At 64.4% G+C, this 16,457-nt stretch carries 12 protein-coding genes; 4 read left to right on the top strand and 8 right to left on the bottom strand.

Translation table 11 applies throughout. The annotated features are described in order from the left end of the window. Positions 1–31 precede the first annotated feature (31 nt). On the top strand, positions 32–649 hold the full coding sequence (locus XH88_RS21715) for a DUF2147 domain-containing protein (RefSeq protein WP_271670276.1): 618 nt from the start codon (positions 32–34) through the stop codon (positions 647–649). On the opposite strand, the gene XH88_RS21710 is transcribed toward XH88_RS21715, so the two are convergent. After that, entirely contained in the window at positions 617–3,205 is a 2,589-nt protein-coding gene (locus XH88_RS21710; RefSeq protein WP_271670275.1) for an MMPL family transporter, read from the bottom strand. The genes XH88_RS21715 and XH88_RS21710 overlap by 33 nt on opposite strands. 464 nt (positions 3,206–3,669) lie before the next feature. On the opposite strand from XH88_RS21710, the gene ispH reads away from it, so the two are divergent. Further along, a complete protein-coding gene (ispH, locus tag XH88_RS21705) occupies positions 3,670–4,596 on the top strand; it encodes a 4-hydroxy-3-methylbut-2-enyl diphosphate reductase (RefSeq protein WP_271670274.1) in 927 nt (308 codons plus the stop codon). Between the two features lie 34 nt (positions 4,597–4,630). Beyond that, the gene (gene hpnH / locus XH88_RS21700) at positions 4,631–5,791 is read left to right on the top strand and encodes an adenosyl-hopene transferase HpnH (RefSeq protein WP_271670273.1); all 1,161 of its coding nucleotides are present in this window, start codon (positions 4,631–4,633) and stop codon (positions 5,789–5,791) included. 1,077 nt (positions 5,792–6,868) lie between these two features. Here hpnH and XH88_RS21695 read toward each other — a convergent pair. The 6 genes from XH88_RS21695 to XH88_RS21670 all read right to left on the bottom strand — a co-directional run bounded on the left by XH88_RS21695 (position 6,869) and on the right by XH88_RS21670 (position 13,024). Then, complete coding sequence (locus XH88_RS21695; protein ID WP_271670272.1) at positions 6,869–7,618, bottom strand: phosphorylase; 750 nt, start codon at positions 7,616–7,618, stop codon at positions 6,869–6,871. Next, positions 7,615–9,567, bottom strand: coding sequence for a squalene--hopene cyclase (gene shc / locus XH88_RS21690; protein ID WP_271670271.1), 1,953 nt, complete (start codon positions 9,565–9,567; stop codon positions 7,615–7,617). The genes XH88_RS21695 and shc overlap by 4 nt, the downstream gene beginning before the upstream one ends. A gap of 49 nt (positions 9,568–9,616) precedes the next feature. Next, positions 9,617–10,885, bottom strand: coding sequence for a hydroxysqualene dehydroxylase HpnE (gene hpnE, locus XH88_RS21685; protein ID WP_271670270.1), 1,269 nt, complete (start codon positions 10,883–10,885; stop codon positions 9,617–9,619). After that, positions 10,885–11,724, bottom strand: a complete 840-nt coding sequence (gene hpnD / locus XH88_RS21680) for a presqualene diphosphate synthase HpnD (RefSeq protein WP_271670269.1) — start codon at positions 11,722–11,724, stop codon at positions 10,885–10,887. The genes hpnE and hpnD overlap by 1 nt, the downstream gene beginning before the upstream one ends. Then, positions 11,714–12,598: a squalene synthase HpnC gene (hpnC, locus tag XH88_RS21675; RefSeq protein ID WP_271670268.1), complete on the bottom strand. Its 885-nt coding sequence runs from the start codon at positions 12,596–12,598 to the stop codon at positions 11,714–11,716. Before hpnC ends, hpnD begins: the two co-directional genes overlap by 11 nt. Positions 12,599–12,790: 192 nt before the next feature. Continuing rightward, positions 12,791–13,024 carry a hypothetical protein gene (locus XH88_RS21670; RefSeq protein WP_271670267.1) on the bottom strand — a complete coding sequence of 78 codons (234 nt, stop codon included), beginning with the start codon at positions 13,022–13,024 and terminating at the stop codon, positions 12,791–12,793. A 468-nt stretch (positions 13,025–13,492) separates the two neighbouring features. Between XH88_RS21670 and XH88_RS21665 the strand changes: the two genes are divergently transcribed. Beyond that, positions 13,493–13,990: a hypothetical protein gene (locus XH88_RS21665; RefSeq protein WP_271670410.1), complete on the top strand. Its 498-nt coding sequence runs from the start codon at positions 13,493–13,495 to the stop codon at positions 13,988–13,990. An 81-nt stretch (positions 13,991–14,071) separates the two neighbouring features. Here the strand turns inward: XH88_RS21665 and XH88_RS21660 are convergent, their stop codons facing one another. Beyond that, entirely contained in the window at positions 14,072–16,438 is a 2,367-nt protein-coding gene (locus XH88_RS21660) for an efflux RND transporter permease subunit (RefSeq protein ID WP_271670266.1), read from the bottom strand. Between the last annotated feature and the right edge of the window lie 19 nt (positions 16,439–16,457).

Below are 16,457 nucleotides of genomic sequence, written 5' to 3'. Positions count from 1 at the left end.
TTAGACCATGTTGCACTGCCGAGGAACACATATGCGTTTGGCCCTTTACACCGGAATAATACTGGCTGGCGGGTACGCCGGCCTGACACCGGCACTCGCCGCCGATCCCACCGGCGATTGGCGGGTCGCCGATGGCGTCGCCAATATCCGCGTCGCCCAGTGCAATGGAAGCATGTGGGGCGCAGTTTCCTGGGAAAAACGGCCCGGCGGCCGCGACGAGAACAATCCGGATGTCTCAAAAAAGAACAGGCCGACACTGGGCATGGCGACCCTGATCAACATGAAGAAGACCGCGGGCGCGGAGCAGTGGGAGGGTCAGGTCTACAACGCCAAGGATGGTCAGATGTATAGTGCGACCATCACGCCCGTCGGCACCGACCAACTCGAGATCAAGGGCTGCGTGCTGGGTTTCCTGTGCGGCGGCGAGACCTGGACCCGCGTCGGTCCGCCGATCCCCCTGAGCACCGCCAACGCCATGGCCAAGGCTACGCCCAAAACCACTGGCGCGGCGCCCAAGGCTGCGCCGGCAGCGCCTGCCGCAGCAGCGGCTCCGAAGAGCGCCGCCGCGGCCAAGCCCGGTCAGAAGGGCGCCGCCGATCCCGTCGGCGACATCTGTCTACTCCCTGAGATTGCGGGGTTTGCCCATTAGAGCCGGCTGAAACAGCAGCACTGCGGCAAGCGTCGTTACCAGCGAGAGCGCGAGCAGCTTGCCCATGCTTGACGTCCCCGGGTGACTCGACAGCCACAGGCTGCCGAACGCCGTCGCCGTGGTCAGCGCACTAAAAAAGATCGCGCGCGTCAGACTGGTCTGAAGCAGGTTTGTCCTGCCGGACCGCCACGCCACGACATAATAGATCTTGAACGCGACGCCGACGCCGAGCAGCAGCGGGAACGCGACGATGTTGGCGAAGTTGAGGGGCAGCCCTATCAGGACGCAGATCTCGAGCGTCACCGCGCCCGCCACCAGCAGCGGCACCAGCGTCATCAGCACGTCAACGATGCGGCGCAGCGTGATCCACAGCAGCAGGCCGATCACCAGCAGCGCATAGATACCGGCATGGATGAACGCCCTCACCACGGTGTCGCCGGATTTCAGGATCGACACCGGACCGCCGATGGCTGTCGGCTCGGCCGCAAGCACGGCTGCCGCAAACTTGCGCAGCGTATCGTTGTCGTTGGGATCGCCCTTGGGCTGGGCCTCGACGCGGATGATGCCATCCTTGCTCTTCCAGGCGTTGACGAGATCGGGCGGCAATGATTTCAGGGTGACCGGTTCGGCCTGCATCGCGTTCCTGAGCTGGTTGAACACGATCTTCATCGGCGTCACGAATACGTCCTGCGCCTTGTTGCGGGTCGCCTCATCCGCATTGGCGAGCTTCTCCAGCGCGTCGGCGAGGCGGCGCGAGGCAACCGCGCCCGGCCCCTTGGCGTCGCCCGCGGTGCGGCGCAGATTGTCGACCGAGGATTTAAGCGATTCGACGTTCTCCTGATCCGACGGCGCCGCGTCGATCTGATCGGGGTTGAGTGCCGGGTTCAGTATCTTGGCGCCCTGGGCGATCAGCTTCAGCTTGGACTGCTGGTCCTCCGGCACGAAACTGTCGAGTGACATCACCCGCAGCACCTCCGGCACCTTCTCGAGCTTCGCCTCGACCTGCTTGGCCTGCTCTTCCGATTTGGTCATCACGTTGATGGCATTGGCGCCCGTGTTGGGGTCCTTGCGCAGATCGAGGAATGTCGCGATCGACTCCGCGTTCGGGTTGCGCAGGTTCATCGGATTGAAGTCGAACTTCATGAAATAGAGCAGCGGCAGGCCGGCGACCGCCAGGAACAACGTGCCGCCGACGACCAGCACGCGGTGCTTCTCGAGGAAATGATCAAGCGGCGCGAGGAAGGCGTATCCCACCGGCTCCTTCTCGCCGGGCGGGTTCAGCAGCTTCAGGAGCGCCGGCAGGACGGTAATCGATGAGATGAACGCCACCAGCATGCCGACGCCAGCGATCTGGCCGAGCTCGGCGATGCCCTTGTAGTCGGTCGGGATGAAACAGAGGAAGCCGGCCGCGGTGGCCATCGCCGCGAGCGACAGCGGGATCGCGGAGCGTCGGGCGGCAAGCACCAGCGCCTTGCGGAGATCGTCGACCTTGTAACGCTCCGAGCGATAGCGGACGCTGTATTGGATGCCGAAATCGACGCCGAGACCGACGAACAGCACCGCAAACGCGATCGACAGCAGATTGAGCGAGCCGACCATCATCAGACCGGCGGCGGTGGTGATCGCAAGGCCGACGAACAGATTGACGAACACGGCGAAGATGATCTTCGCCGAATGCAGCGCCAGCCACAGGATGAACAGCACGACGAACACCGTACCGATGCCGTTGACGACCGCGCCTTCCTGGACGGTCGCATATTCCTCGTTGGCGATCGGGACCGGCCCCGTCAGCCGGACCCGCGCCTGATATTTGGTCGCGAAATCGAGGTCGACGGCGGCCTTGCGGATCGCGTCGGTCGCGCCCTTGCCGGGCTCCAGCGCGTTGTAGTCCAGAACCGGCTTGAACTCGATAAAGGCGCGCTTGTCGGAGTCCTTCACCGGCTCGTCGCTGACGAGTTCGCGCCAGGAGAAGCTGGCATTGCCCTTGTTGAGCACGGTCTCGACCGTCTGCGCGATCTGGTTGAACGGCCGCGCGGTGCTGTCGAGCTTGACCTGGCCACGCTTGACGCCGGCAAGTCCGGTCTCCAGTGCGCCGGTCAGTCCGCGAATCGACGGATCGCCGGCCATGATCTCGATCAGCGGGGCTGCGGATTCGAACTGGCCGGTGATCTTGGCCACCTCCTCGGTCGGCAGGAACAGCAGGCCGTTCTTCTCGAAGAACTCGCCGGTGCCGAGCTGCTGCATCGACTGGAATTGGGTCTTGTTGTCCTTCAGCTTGGCAAAGAGTGCGTCAGCCGCCGCGCTCGCCATTTCCGGCGTCTTGGCCTCGACGACCGCCAGAATCGTCGCGTCGCGATCGAAGGCGCGGTCGAATTGCTGGTCGCGCTGCCGCCAGTCCAGATTCTGGGCAATCAGGGAGTTGATGTCGGTATTGATGGCGAAGTGCCGGGACGTGTAATAGCCCGCCCCCACCGCCAGCAGGAGCCCGAGAACGACGACGAGGGAGGCAAACCGGGTACAGGCCCTGACGATGGCAACGACTACGCTCTGCAGCACATCTTTTCTTTCTAGTGTTAACGGCTTGCCGGAAACGCCCGCTGTTTAGCGGAGTTCCCGGGCGAAACCTATTGCCGTTTTGGGTCGTTCTCACCGGAACAAGGTTCGAGGTAAACGGCGAAAGACGATGGCAAAATCGTGCGAAGGCGGCCGGTATAGCCGCCGACTTGAGGCGGTAAAGTGACGAAGGGGTGAGCGCAAATGTCGTCGTCTTGCCCGTCCAGAATGCCGCATTATAATACCGGCCATTCACCCTCGCCGGCGCCGGCGGCGCATTCTTACCTTTCCTGATTGCCGATTTTTTGACACAAAGTGCTGCCGGAACCCTGATGGGGTGGGCGGTTACCGCGGTCGCGAACCAATGGTGCGGTTATTGCAACATCGACCCCCTACAGCATGCGCCCGTATCGGGGTGCCGCGGGGACAATTGAGCGGATTGGTGCAACTTGCGTGATGGTCGTCCCATGGAAGTTTATCTGGCGCAGCCGCGCGGGTTTTGCGCGGGCGTGGTGCGCGCGATCGAGATCGTGGAGCGGGCGCTGGAGAAATACGGCCCGCCCGTCTACGTGCGCCATGAGATCGTGCATAACAAATACGTCGTGGAGAGCCTGAAGAACAAAGGCGCGATCTTCGTCGAGGAGCTGTCCGAGGTTCCGCCGAAGGCCGTGACCGTTTTCAGCGCCCATGGCGTCGCCCGCAGCGTCGAGGAGGAGGCCGCCGCGCGCGACCTGCCGGTGCTGAATGCGACCTGCCCCCTCGTCACGAAAGTTCACAATCAGGGGAAGCGCTATATCACCAAGGGCCGTACCCTGATCCTGATCGGCCATGCCGGGCACCCGGAGGTCGAGGGCACGATGGGCCAGGTTCCAGGCCCCGTTCTGCTGGTCCAGAGCGTCGAAGAGGCCAAGGCCTTGGCGCTGCCGGCAGATACGCCAGTGGCCTACATCACTCAGACCACCCTGTCGGTGGACGACACCAAGGACATTATCGGGGCTCTTCAGGCCAAATTTACAGATATTCAAGGCCCAGACATCCGGGATATCTGCTATGCGACACAGAACCGCCAATCTGCGGTAAGGGACTTGAGCAAGCTGGTCGACGTGATCTTGGTGGTGGGCGCTGCCAACAGCTCGAATTCGAACCGGCTCCGCGAAATCGGCACCGAGGCCGGTGTCGCGAGTTATCTGATCGCCGATGGCCGCGAGCTCAATCCGGAATGGTTGAAAGGTGTCAGGACCGTCGGCCTCACGGCCGGCGCCTCGGCTCCCGAGGTGCTGGTGGATGACGTGATCGAAGCGCTGCGGCGGATCGGACCGGTAACGGTCTCGGTGCTCCCGGGCCGCGAGGAAAACATCGAATTCAGGCTTCCGGCCCAGTTGGCTGCAAGCTGACCTACGGAATTTCAAGCCCAGAAAGAAACGTGTAATGGCAATCCCCTTCTTCAAGGAAATGCGCATCGGCGGCTATTTGCTCAAGCAGAAACTGCTTGGCCGCAAACGCTATCCGCTCGTGCTGATGCTGGAGCCGCTGTTCCGCTGCAACCTCGCCTGCGTCGGCTGCGGCAAGATCGATTATCCCGATGCGATCCTCAACCGCCGCATGACGGCGCAGGAGTGCTGGGACGCGGCCGACGAGTGCGGCGCGCCGATGGTGGCGATCCCCGGCGGCGAGCCGCTGATCCACAAGGAGATCGGCGAGATCGTGCGCGGCCTCGTCGCGCGCAAGAAGTTCGTCTCGCTCTGCACCAACGCGCTGCTGCTCGAGAAGAAGCTCGACCTGTTCGAGCCCTCGCCGTATTTGTTCTTCTCCGTCCATCTCGACGGCCTGCGTGATCACCACGACAAGGCCGTGTCGCAGCAGGGCGTGTTCGACCGCGCCGTCTCCGCGATCAAGGCGGCGAAGGCGCGCGGCTTCACCGTCAACGTCAACGCCACCATCTTCGACGGCCATCCGGCCGAGGAGATCGCGAAGTTCCTCGACCTCACCGTCGAACTCGGCGTCGGCGTCTCGATGTCGCCCGGCTACGCCTATGAGCGCGCGCCGGACCAGGAGCACTTCCTCAACCGCACCAAGACCAAGAAGCTGTTCCGCGACGTCTTTGCGCTCGGCAAGGGCAAGAAGTGGAACTTCATGCACTCCGGCCTGTTCCTCGACTTCCTCGCCGGCAACCAGTCGTACGAGTGCACGCCGTGGGGCATGCCGGCGCGCAACATCTTCGGCTGGCAGAAACCCTGCTATCTGCTCGGCGAAGGCTACGCCAAGACCTTCAAGGAGCTGATGGACACCACCGACTGGGAGACCTACGGCACCGGTCGTTACGAGAAGTGCGCCGACTGCATGGCCCATTGCGGCTACGAGCCGACGGCGGCGACCGCCGCCCTCAACAACCCGCTGAAGGCGATGTGGGTGTCGCTGCGCGGCATCAAGACCACAGGTCCCATGGCGCCGGAGATCGACATGTCGAAGCAGCGCCCGGCGCAGTACATCTTCTCCGAGCAGGTCCAGAAGAAGCTCTCGGAGATCCGCAAGGATGAGGCCGAGGCCGCCGCGGCGAAGGCGGCGCGGAAGGCTTCGACGGCCGCGTAAGCAGCGCAGGATCAAATCTACGACGAAAGCCCGGCCGCTACGACGACCGGGCTTTTTGCTTTGCGCTTGAGCCACGCTGTCCATGCCATCGTCATTACGAGCGCAGCGAAGCAATCCGGAATCTTTGCGCGGAAAATGACGGAGTGTTCGGCACTAGGTCGCTCTCGCAATCCGCTCTCTCCATCGCAGACACACCTTCACATTCCCGCGGCCTGTTTCGCCCGAGTCTTGCTGTGGTTCGCACCCTCGGAAACACCAGAGGATGCAGGGAAGGCCGGGCGCCGGCGGCACCCGCAATCCGTGCGCTACAGAACTGCACACGGGGTGGATCACAGGTGATGCCGGTCGCCCGGCCTTCCCTGCGCGGATGGTTTTAACGGTGTCCTTCGTGCTCTCCTCGGGGAGCGTTGCACTGTTGCCCCCGTCGCCCTGGCGGTTGATCGATGCGCGTGCCGGTTGGCCTGCCGCATCACCGTAAGGGCTTGACGCCAGCCTGCGGGCGTCAGGACCACACGACTTCTCCGTCCGCGGACGGTTTGACCTGATCGCCGGAAGCTCGCGTGTGCTCGCCTCCGACGACGACCAAAACCGCTGTGACCGCACCGTTCGTCCCGCGTCGCGCATGACTCACGGTTGCCCGCCCTGTCATCGCCTTTCGCGCCGGCGCTACCGCATCCACCGCACCCCGGCCCGCATCTCGTGACGATCGCGAAGCGCCTCTGGCGGGGCCGGGATGTCCGCTCTATGCCACAAATCCGAAATTCTGGAAAGGAGAATATTTTTGCGAGAAGGGATTGACTGGGTGTTTCGGTGTTTTGCCCGCCGCCTCACCTTGGAGCGCCGACGGAGAAGTGATCGGTTTCGCAAGGATCCAACCCATCTGCGAAGTCACGCGTCTAGGGATTACGGTGACAGTGCTGGACTGCACCCCTGAAGTGAGACACGATAATTGCGGTGACGGTGCTGGCGAACCCGAATAGTAGTCCGCCTCCATCCAAGCTCCGCCGATCGGAAAGGAAAGGCCCGGACGCCATCAGCGACCGGGCCTTCTCTTTTGTCAGCTCGCGCCGAAACCGCTCAGGCCGCCTCGGACACCAGTGCTTCGCTGTCCACCAGCTCCGTCCCGATCAGGAAGTCGCGGCAGCCGCGCAAGCTTCGCAGCGCGCGGTTGAAGTCGAGACCGGTGGAGACCAGCGCGTGGAGCGTTGCCGGATTGCGGACGATGCCGCGCAGGACGGCGGCGAGGTCGATCTGGCCGTTGGGCTTGATCGCGGCGCGGGCGAGCGCCGGCAGCGCGCGGTGGGCGGGATCGCTGATGACGCGGACCGCGGCGAACGGCAGGCCGGCTTCAGTGGCGTAGGCGGCAGCGATGTGGCTTTCCATGTCGACGGCGGACGCGCCGGTTTCCGAATGCAGCGCCGCCTTGCAGGACGAGCCGGTGACCACTTCCTCGGCACCGGCCAAGGACCCGCGCACGACCCGGCGGCGGCCGGAGGTCAGCTTGTCGATGAGGTCGTCGCTGAGCGACAGGCCGGCGGCCCAGCGGGCATCGCCCGACAGCACCTCGGTCGCGACCACGACGTCGCCGGAGCGCAAGCTCGGGTCGAGCCCGCCGGCCACGCCAAACGAGATCACGCCGCGAATCGTCTCGGGGTCGACCACGGTCAGCAGCGCCCGCAACTGGGTCGGGCTGCTGGATGAGCAGATCACGGCCATGCCCGGCCCGGCCGCGATTCGGGCCTCCTGAACCAATCCAGTCACGATCAAGATCGGCCGCGGATCAATGGCATTGCCCGCGGTAACATAGTCCCCCGTCCCCAAAGTCACATTCCGACCCCTACCACCCTGCTGTTGGTGTTCCGCAAGTTCCGATATCGCGCCAGCGCCCACAGCGGAAAGAACTTCGGGTAACCATGATACCGTAGATAGAACACGCGGGGGAAGCCTGTGGCGGTGTACCGCTGCTCGTCCCACAGTCCTTTTTTGTTTTGTGTTGCAATCAGGTACTCCACCCCGCGGGCGACGGCCGGATGATCAACCTCGCCGGCAGCCATCAGGGCAAGCAAGGCCCATGCCGTTTGCGAGGCGGTCGAGGGGGCGCTTTCCCAGCCCTTGTAGTCCAGGCGGTAGCTGACCGCGTCCTCGCCCCAGCCGCCGTCCTCGTTCTGGATCGAGGCCAGCCAGTCGGCGGCCTTCCGGATCATCGGGTCCTTGTGATCGACGCCGGCCATGTTGAGGGCGCAGAGCACCGACCAGGTTCCATAGATGAAGTTCATGCCCCAGCGGCCGTACCAGGACCCCTCGGGGTGCTGGGTCTTGCGCAAATAGGCGACGCCGGCGGCGACCTGCTTGCTGGTCGCCTCGGTCTGGCCGAGCTGGGCCAGCATCGAGACGCAGCGCGCGGTGACGTCTTCGGTCGGCGGATCCAGCAGCGCGCCGTGGTCCGAGAATGGGATGTTGTTCAGGTAATATTCGAGGTTGTTGACGTCGAAGGCCGCCCAGCCGCCGTCGTCGCTCTGCATGCCCTCGATCCACTCCCGGCCGCGGTCGATCGCGGCGTCATAACCGGCGACGCCGTGCTCCCGGCGCATGCGGTCCATCGACATCACCACCACGGCGGTGTCGTCGAGATCAGGGTAATGCGCGTTGTTGTACTGGAATGCCCAGCCGCCGGGACGCACGTCCGGCCGCTTCACCGCCCAGTCGCCCTTCACTTCGAGCTCCTGCTTCGGGATCAGCCAATCGAGGCCCTGCCTCGCCGCAGGCACCGCCTTGTCGCCGCCGGCTTCCAGCAGCGCGTGCGCCGTCAGCGTCGTGTCCCACACCGGCGAGACGCATGGCTGGCAATAGGTCTCCTCGCCATTGGTCACGAGCAGCTTGTCGATGCCCCGGCGCGTGGTCGCGCGCGGCGGATAATTCTCGTCCTTGCCGAGCGCGTCATACATCATGACGAGGTTGGCCATGGGCGGATAGATCGCGCCCATGCCATCCTCGCCATTGAGGCGCTCCTCGATGAAGGCGAGCGCGGCATCGATCGCACGCTTGCGCAGGCTCTTCGGGAACATCGGCTCGACCACGCGCAAGATCGCATCCAGCGCGCGAAACAGCACGAACCAGGCCATGCTTTGGTGCGGCGCCTTCGCGGTCATGCCGATCGAGCGCGGATCCTGCAGGAACAATTCGTCGATGCCGACGCGCTTGGGATTCTTCGCCAGCGGCTTCAGTGCGGCGATCACCATCAACGGCACCATGGTGGTGCGCGCCCAATAGGAGATCTTGTTGATGTGGAATGGCGACCAGAACGGCAGCAGCACGATCTCGATCGGCAGCACCGGCACCGCGCGCCAGGTCATGATGCCGAAGGTCGCGAGCAGGAAACGGGTAAAGACGTTGCTGTTGATCGCACCACCGCGCGCGTGGATCGCCTCGCGCGCACGTACCATGTGCGGCGCGTCCACGGAATCGCCGATCATCTTCAGTGCGAAATAGGCCTTCACGCTGGCGCTCATGTCGAACTCGCCGTCATGCACCAGCGGCCAGCCGCCATGGGCGCCCTGGACCCGGCGCAGATAGTTGCCGATCCTGGCCTCGAGCGCGGCATCGACGGGCTCGGCGAGATAGTGGCGCAGCAGGATGTATTCGGCCGGAATGGTACAGTCGGCCTCGAGCTCGAAGACCCAATGGCCGTCGGGTTGCTGAAGGCCGAGCACGCCTTGCGTGGCTGACGCAATGCTCGATTCCAAAGCTTCGCGGCTGGTCGCGTTCACAGCATCCATGTCGCTCGATTGCTCCTGATGTCGATTGAAAATGAGCGGCACATTGCCGTCAGGGCCGCTTGTCAGGATTTTTGGCGGCCAGAACCAGATCGGCGGCGCGATCACCCGAGCGGACCGATCCCTCGATCGTTGCAGGCAATCCCGTAGCAGTCCAGTCGCCGGCAAGAAACAGGTTTTTCAGCGCGGTGACCGGCCCCGGACGCAGGGCATTCTGCGCCGGCGTTGCCGCAAATGTGGCACGGCGCTCGCGCACGATCTGCCATGGCGGAAGCTCGCCGGAGACGCCGCCTGCTTCGCACACGTCGTTCCAGATCGCCTGCGCCAGTTCCTCGCGCGGCATGTCGACCAACCGGTCGCCATTGCTGATGGTGACGGAGAGCCGGTTCGGGAACGCGAACAGCCACTCCACGACGCCGCCGATCACGCCGAGGATCGGCGCCGATCCCGGCGGCGGTGTGATGCGGAAATGCGCGTTCACGATGGCGCGGAATTCGGTCGGCGCGGTCAGACCGGGCAGCAGGCTCGTCGCCGCACGCGGCGGCACCGCCATCACGATGACGTCGCCGGCCGCGAGCTGGACCACGTCCTCGCCGCCGAAATTCAGCGCGCTGACCTTGCCGTCGGCGCTGACGAAGGAGCGCAGTTCATGGCCGAGTTGAACGGTGTGGCCGCGCTCGGTCAGGAATTTGACGGCAGGCTCGATCAGCACGGCGCTGAGGCCGTCGCGCGCGATCAGCGGACGGCAGGCCTGCCCGCCCGCGAGCAGCGTCTCGCGCACGATCGCGCCGGCAAGCCCCGCGGAGCCCTCTGGCGGATCGACATTGAGCGCGGCGAGCAGCAGCGGCTGCACCAGGCGCTGATACAGAATGCCTTCGGTCGGAATGGATTTGCCGACCAGCGTCTGTTCCGACGCCCAGACCAGCGGCGCCAGCTTGAGATAATCGGTGAGAGTGGTGTCGGGCACACGGCGGCCCTCGTCGAACACCCAGGTCGGCAGCCGACCATTGCCGAGATCGATCTGCCAGCGCTGCCCGGTCTTGATGTCGACGAAGGGAAACTGCGCGCTGTCAGGGCCGACCAGACCGGCCTCGGTGCCGATCGCGCGCGCATAGGCGCGCGCGTGGCTGTTGCCGGACAGCAGCAGATGATTGCCGTTGTCGATGGTGAGATTGGTGGCGCCGTCGAAATAGGAGCGGCAGCGGCCGCCGGCCTGTTGGGTCGCCTCGTGCACGGCGACCTTGAAGCCGGCATTGGCGAGCCGCACAGCGGCGGAGAGGCCGGAAATTCCAGCACCGATGATGTGAGCTGTGTTTTGCATCAGATGAAAGCGTAGCGGAACAGGATCGCGAAGCGTGTGATCTTCGACACGCGCACCGGCTGGCGCGGCGCGTTGAAGCCGCGGGCGATCAGGAGGTCCAGAATGGCGTGGTAGTACTTTGACATGATCCGCGGCGCACGCACGGCGCGGCGCTTGTTTCGGCTCATGATCTCGTCCGCCTTCTCGAAATGCGCCTTCGCGCGTTGCGTCAGCGGCGTGCACACTTTCGGCAGCGCGCGCTCGGCGATCACGCGGTTCGGATCGTTGGAGGTGATGCCGGCATGCAGCAGCGCCTCGCGCGGCAGATAGAGCCGGCCGAGGCCCGCGTCCTCGTCGATATCGCGCAGGATGTTGGTGAGCTGAAGCGCGCGGCCGAGATGGTGGGCGAGCAGGATGCCGTCCTCTTCCGGCAGGCCGAACACCCGCACCGACAAACGTCCCACGGCGCTGGCGACCCGGTCGCAATAGAGATCCAGCGTCGCCATGTCGGGCGCGCGGATATCCTGCGGCACGTCCATCTCCATGCCGTCGATGATGGCGATGAAGTCCTCGCGCTTCAATCCGAAGGTCTTCACCGAGGCGACGTAGTCCTTCAGCCGCGGCGGCGGATGGCCCTCATAGAGCGCGCCGATGTCGTTGCGCCATTCTTGAAGCGCGGCGAGCCGCGCATCGCGCGGACCGTCGGAATCGGCGATGTCGTCGACCTGGCGGCAGAAGCTGTAGATCTGGAACATCGCCTCGCGCTGGTCGCGCGGCAGGATACGCATCGCAGCGTAGAAGGAGCTGTTCGATGCGGACGAGCCATAATTGGCGCCGGGCGCGGTCGCCTCAAGCGTCATGGGCAGTCCCCGGATTCGTAATGGCCTTGCGGCCGATCGCACGGCGGCCGAGTTCACCGGCGATGCCGGCAAGGCTGAAGGTGAGCAGTTCGAACTTGTTCAGATGCACGCGCTCGCGCAAGGGATCGCGCACCTTCAAGAGGCGCACGATGCGGTCGGCATAGGCCTGGATCACCGCGACGTCGACGCCGAGGCGCACGTCCCTGATCTCGGCGCTGAGCGACCTGCCCTCATTGAGCAGCGCTTCGTTACGCGCCGCGAGCGACTGCAGGCAGGCCAGCATCGCCGGCGGAGACTGCGTCAAGCCGAGCTGCTCGACCGAGGCGCCGTGTGCTGCCAGCGCATCGCGCGGCAGATAGACGCGGTTGAGCTCGCGAAAATCCTTGCCGCAATCCTGGAGGTGATTGTTGATCTGCAGGCCCGCACAGAGCGCGTCCGACGCCGCCCAGGTCGAGGTGCTCTCGCCATGGATGTCGAGCATGAAGCGGCCAACCGGCATCGCCGAATAGCGGCAATAGTGGATGACCTCGTCCCAGGTCTCGTAGCGCAGCTTGGTCACGTCCATGCGGAACGCGATGAGCACGTCGAGCGCGTGGCGCGGCGCCATGCCGCGCTCGGCCAGCGCGCGCCGCAGCGCGACGGCCTCGGCCTGGGTGTCGCCCTTGCCGAGCAGTTCCGCCTCGAGCAGGTCGAGATAACGAAGCTTTTCGTCCACCGGCAGGCTTGCGTGGTCGGCGATGTCGTCGGCGCTGCGCACGAAATTGTAATAGGCCAGGATCAGCGGGCGATGACGCGGATGAATGATCCAGGACGCGACGGGAAAATTCTCGTCGCGGTCACCCTTGCCGGATCGCAATTCGCTCGCAGAGGTCATCGAGGGCTGATCAACAATCGTTTGGACAGAAAGGGCTTTTGCGCTCGCGGGCTGATGCCGGCGACGCCGCCGCGGCCCCCATATAGGGGAATACGGCCGCAAAACCAATCCTGTCTCGCGCTGGCAGCCCTTTGCGGATCCAGCCCGAAAAAGGCGGCCCCCCGGGCCGCCTTGGTGGGCCAGTGGCCGAGCTTACTGGTTGTGGGTCTTCAAAACCTGGTCGCAGGCCTGCGAGATCTTGGCCCGGTTCTCCTTGAGGCAGGCCAGGATGGTGAAATCGCCCTGGTCGATGACCGGACGGCAGAACTTCTGCACATCGCGCGTGCAGGCCTTCTGCTCGGCGTCCGTGCCACGCCCCTGCTGGGCGAACGCAGCCGTGGACAGGGTGGCCGACAGCACGGTGAGAGCGACGAGAAGCTTACGCATTGTATTCCTTCATTCTGACGGCAGAATCGCACCACTCCCGGACAGCACAGGGCGGACGGGAACAGATTGTTCTGATGGCAAGTTACCGCGGGGTGAGAGCGGTACCGGAGAAGGCCACAAGCGCTGGCAAATGCGGCCAAATTGGCGCCGCGTCTGCCAAATCAGGGCTTCCCTCAACCTTCATTGACAGATGTAAGGGATTGATACTACGTCATAATTCTGGCGCGCGGCGTTTTACTGCATACCTGTTGCAGAGCTGCATCTGTCAGGCCGGCCTTTCCAGCCAGAAACACACGGAAACAGAGAGAATTCGGGGCGCACCAGGGCAGCGAGCATGACGCCGTGGGCGGTCAGGCCTGGAACCCAGCGCAGCCTCTTGAACCTGACACCGGGTCAAAACACTAAACTTTCGATGTGGCGAGACGGCCTGTGATGAACCGGGCGTCGTTCCAAAACGGGATATTGATGATGACACTCATTGGGCGATTTGAACTGGCGATCAAGGCAGCCGGTATCGGTGCGGCGATGCTTTTCTCAGTTGCAGCAAGCCACGCTCAGTCGTCCGGGCCGTTCGCCGGCTTCGACGGGGCGTGGAGCGGCACCGGCACGGTGTCGCTGTCCGACGGCTCGACCGAGCGCATCCGCTGCAAGGCTGCCTACAAGGTCGCAGGCGCCGGCCTCAACCTCAAGCAGGCGCTGCACTGCGCCTCCGACAGCTACAAGTTCGACCTGACCAGCGACGTGACCAGCCAGGGCGAGCGGATCTCCGGCAATTGGAGCGAGTCCAACCGCAACATCTTCGGCAATCTGCAGGGCACCGCCGGCGGCGGTCAGATCGACGTGTTCGTCGAGGCCAACGGTTTTGCCGCCAACCTGTCGCTGCGCACCAACGGCGCCAAGCAGACGGTGCAGATCTCGTCCAAGGGCGAGATCCGCGGCGTCAACATCACGATGACGAAGAGCTGATCGCCCTGCCCCATCTCAAGAAGAAGCCCCCGGCTCTCGCGAGCCGGGGGCTTTTTTACTGATAGGTGTTTATGACCCCGCTCAGATCGCGGGCTTGTCGGGGCCCTGTAGCCTGGTGTGCAGGTTGATCAGCCACATCGCCGTCGGCCGCAGGATGAAGAGGTCGGCGACCAGCGCCGCCACCATGGAGAAGGCGCTGAGCCAGCCGAACAGCCGCAGCGACGGCAGGTCGGAGAACACGGTGACGACGAGGCCGCAGGCCAGCACCACCGTGGTCAGGATCAGCGCCGGACCGACCAGCACGGTGGCGCGCTCCACCGCAAGCGCCGAGCCGACGCCGGGCTTGCTCTCCAATCGCAGTCGATTGAGGAAGTGGATGGTTGCGGAGAGGCCGAGGCCGAACGAGACGGTGAGCGCGACGACGCTGGCGAACTGCAGGCCCTCGCCCATCGTCCACAGCACCGTCCCCGACATCACCACCGGGAAGATGCCCGGCAGGATGCAGGCAAACATCACCACCCATGAGCGGAAGGCGAGGCCGATGAAGATCGCGACCAGCGCGAATTCGACGGTGAGGCCGCGGTTGAGCTTCTCGATCATGCCGGCCGAATTGCGCGCGGCGATAGCGGCAAGACCGGTGACGGCGATCTCGTAGCCGGGATGCTTCTTGCGGACGGCGTCGAGCTCGGAATCGAGCTTGTCGACGATGGGCAGGAGCTGGCTGGAATCCTTGTCCGGCACGCGACCGGCCACGACCACCGCGTCCTGCTCGGCGTCGATGAAGCGCCGCACCAGATGCTCGGGGATGACGCCCACATATTCCTTGAGCGTCGCGACGTCGCTGCTGCCGGCCTTTTCCGCCAGCCAGCGGCGCAGCGTCTCCAGCGACCAGACATTGCCGACGCCGGCCGCTTTCTCAACCGTCGCATGCACGTCGGCGATGGTTTGCAGCGTCTCCGGCGAATAGAGCGATTCCCCCTTGGGGAACTGGATCAGCACGTTGACCGGATTGGCGCCGGTCAGCTTGGCATCGAGCCGGTTGCTGGCGGCAACCGCCTGGCGCTTGTCCGGCACCTGGTCGGCGAGCCGGTAGCGCGGCTGAAGATTGGCGTAGATGACGCCGAGGCTGACCACGAACAGCAGCGCGATCAGGCTGAACAGGCCGGGCCGGCCGACCATGCGCACCGCGATCCAGTAGCAGAAATTGCGCAGCGCCTGCACGCCGGCATCGGCGCTCTGGAACTTGACCGCGAAGATCTTCTCGTTGCGCACGAACAGCACGCCGAACACCGGCACCAGCGACAGCACCGTGATCAGCGCGATGATGGTCGCGGCAAGCCCGGCCTCGCCGAATTTTCGGATCAGGTCGGAATCGGAGAACTGCAGCGCGATGAAGGAAATGCCGGCGGTGCCGTGCGTCAGCACGCAGGCCGGGCCCACCACCAGCACCGCGTTCTTGAACGCGGTGAACTTGTCCTGGCCGGCGATCAGCCGGTCGCGTGCGGCGAAGGTGAGCTGCATCGAGTCCGAGAACGAGATCACCATGATGAGCGGCGTCATCACGTTCAGGAACATATTGAGATTGAAATTGGCCCAGCCAAGCGCGCCGAGTGCGATCAGGATCGCGATCATCGGCGGGAATGCCGCCACTACCATGAACGAGATCTTGCGGAAGAAGATGATGGCGATGATGCAGCCGGCGAGAATGCCGAGGATGTTGTAGGTGAGACCGTCGCGCTCGACCGCGTTGCGAATCTCGAGCTGCATCACCGGCACGCCGGAGAGCTGCACGTTGAGCCCGGTGTCGCCGAGATCCTCCCTCATCAGCGCGCGGATGTCGCCGACGACCTTGCCGAGCGTGCTGGAGGCGACCACCTGCGGATCGAGGGAGAGCACGATCAGCGCGAGCGTGCCGTCCTCCGACAACAGTTTGCCGCGGATGATCTCGTTATTCTTGACGGTCTCGATGAACTGGTCATAGGCCGCCCCCTCGGGCAGTTCGGGCGGGAACAGCGCCGCCGGCAGCTTGCCTGGCGCGGGCGCCTGGCGCGCCGAGAACAGCGAGACTAGGCCGCGGGTGCCCTCGACCAGCTGCAAATCGGTGACGAAGTCGCGCAGCTTCTCGAGGTTGTTCCGTGCCAGCAAGGTCTTGCCCTCGACCACGACGAGGACGTCGAACTCCTCGGCCGGGAACTTCTTCGTCACCTCTTCGTATTGGCGGAATTCCTGGGTGTTGGAGCGGAACAGCTGCGACAGCGAATCGTCGATCTTGATCCGCTGGATGCCGAACACGGCGGCGACGATCAGCGCGAGCAGGATGATGCAGGAGACGATCGGCGTCCGGACCGCAACTAGCCCGAGGCGCTCCAGCCCGAAGGCGATGGAGGACGCAGGCCCCTGCTCGACCTTGTCGACATGAACCTCATTCTCGCGGTGCTTTTCGAGCATGCCTTGTCCAGTTCCTCAA

It is taken from the genome of Bradyrhizobium sp. CCBAU 51627 (assembly GCF_028128765.1).
In the GTDB taxonomy this organism is placed as follows: Bacteria; Pseudomonadota; Alphaproteobacteria; order Rhizobiales; family Xanthobacteraceae; genus Bradyrhizobium.
This window is presented reverse-complemented; position numbering and strand designations above follow the sequence as displayed.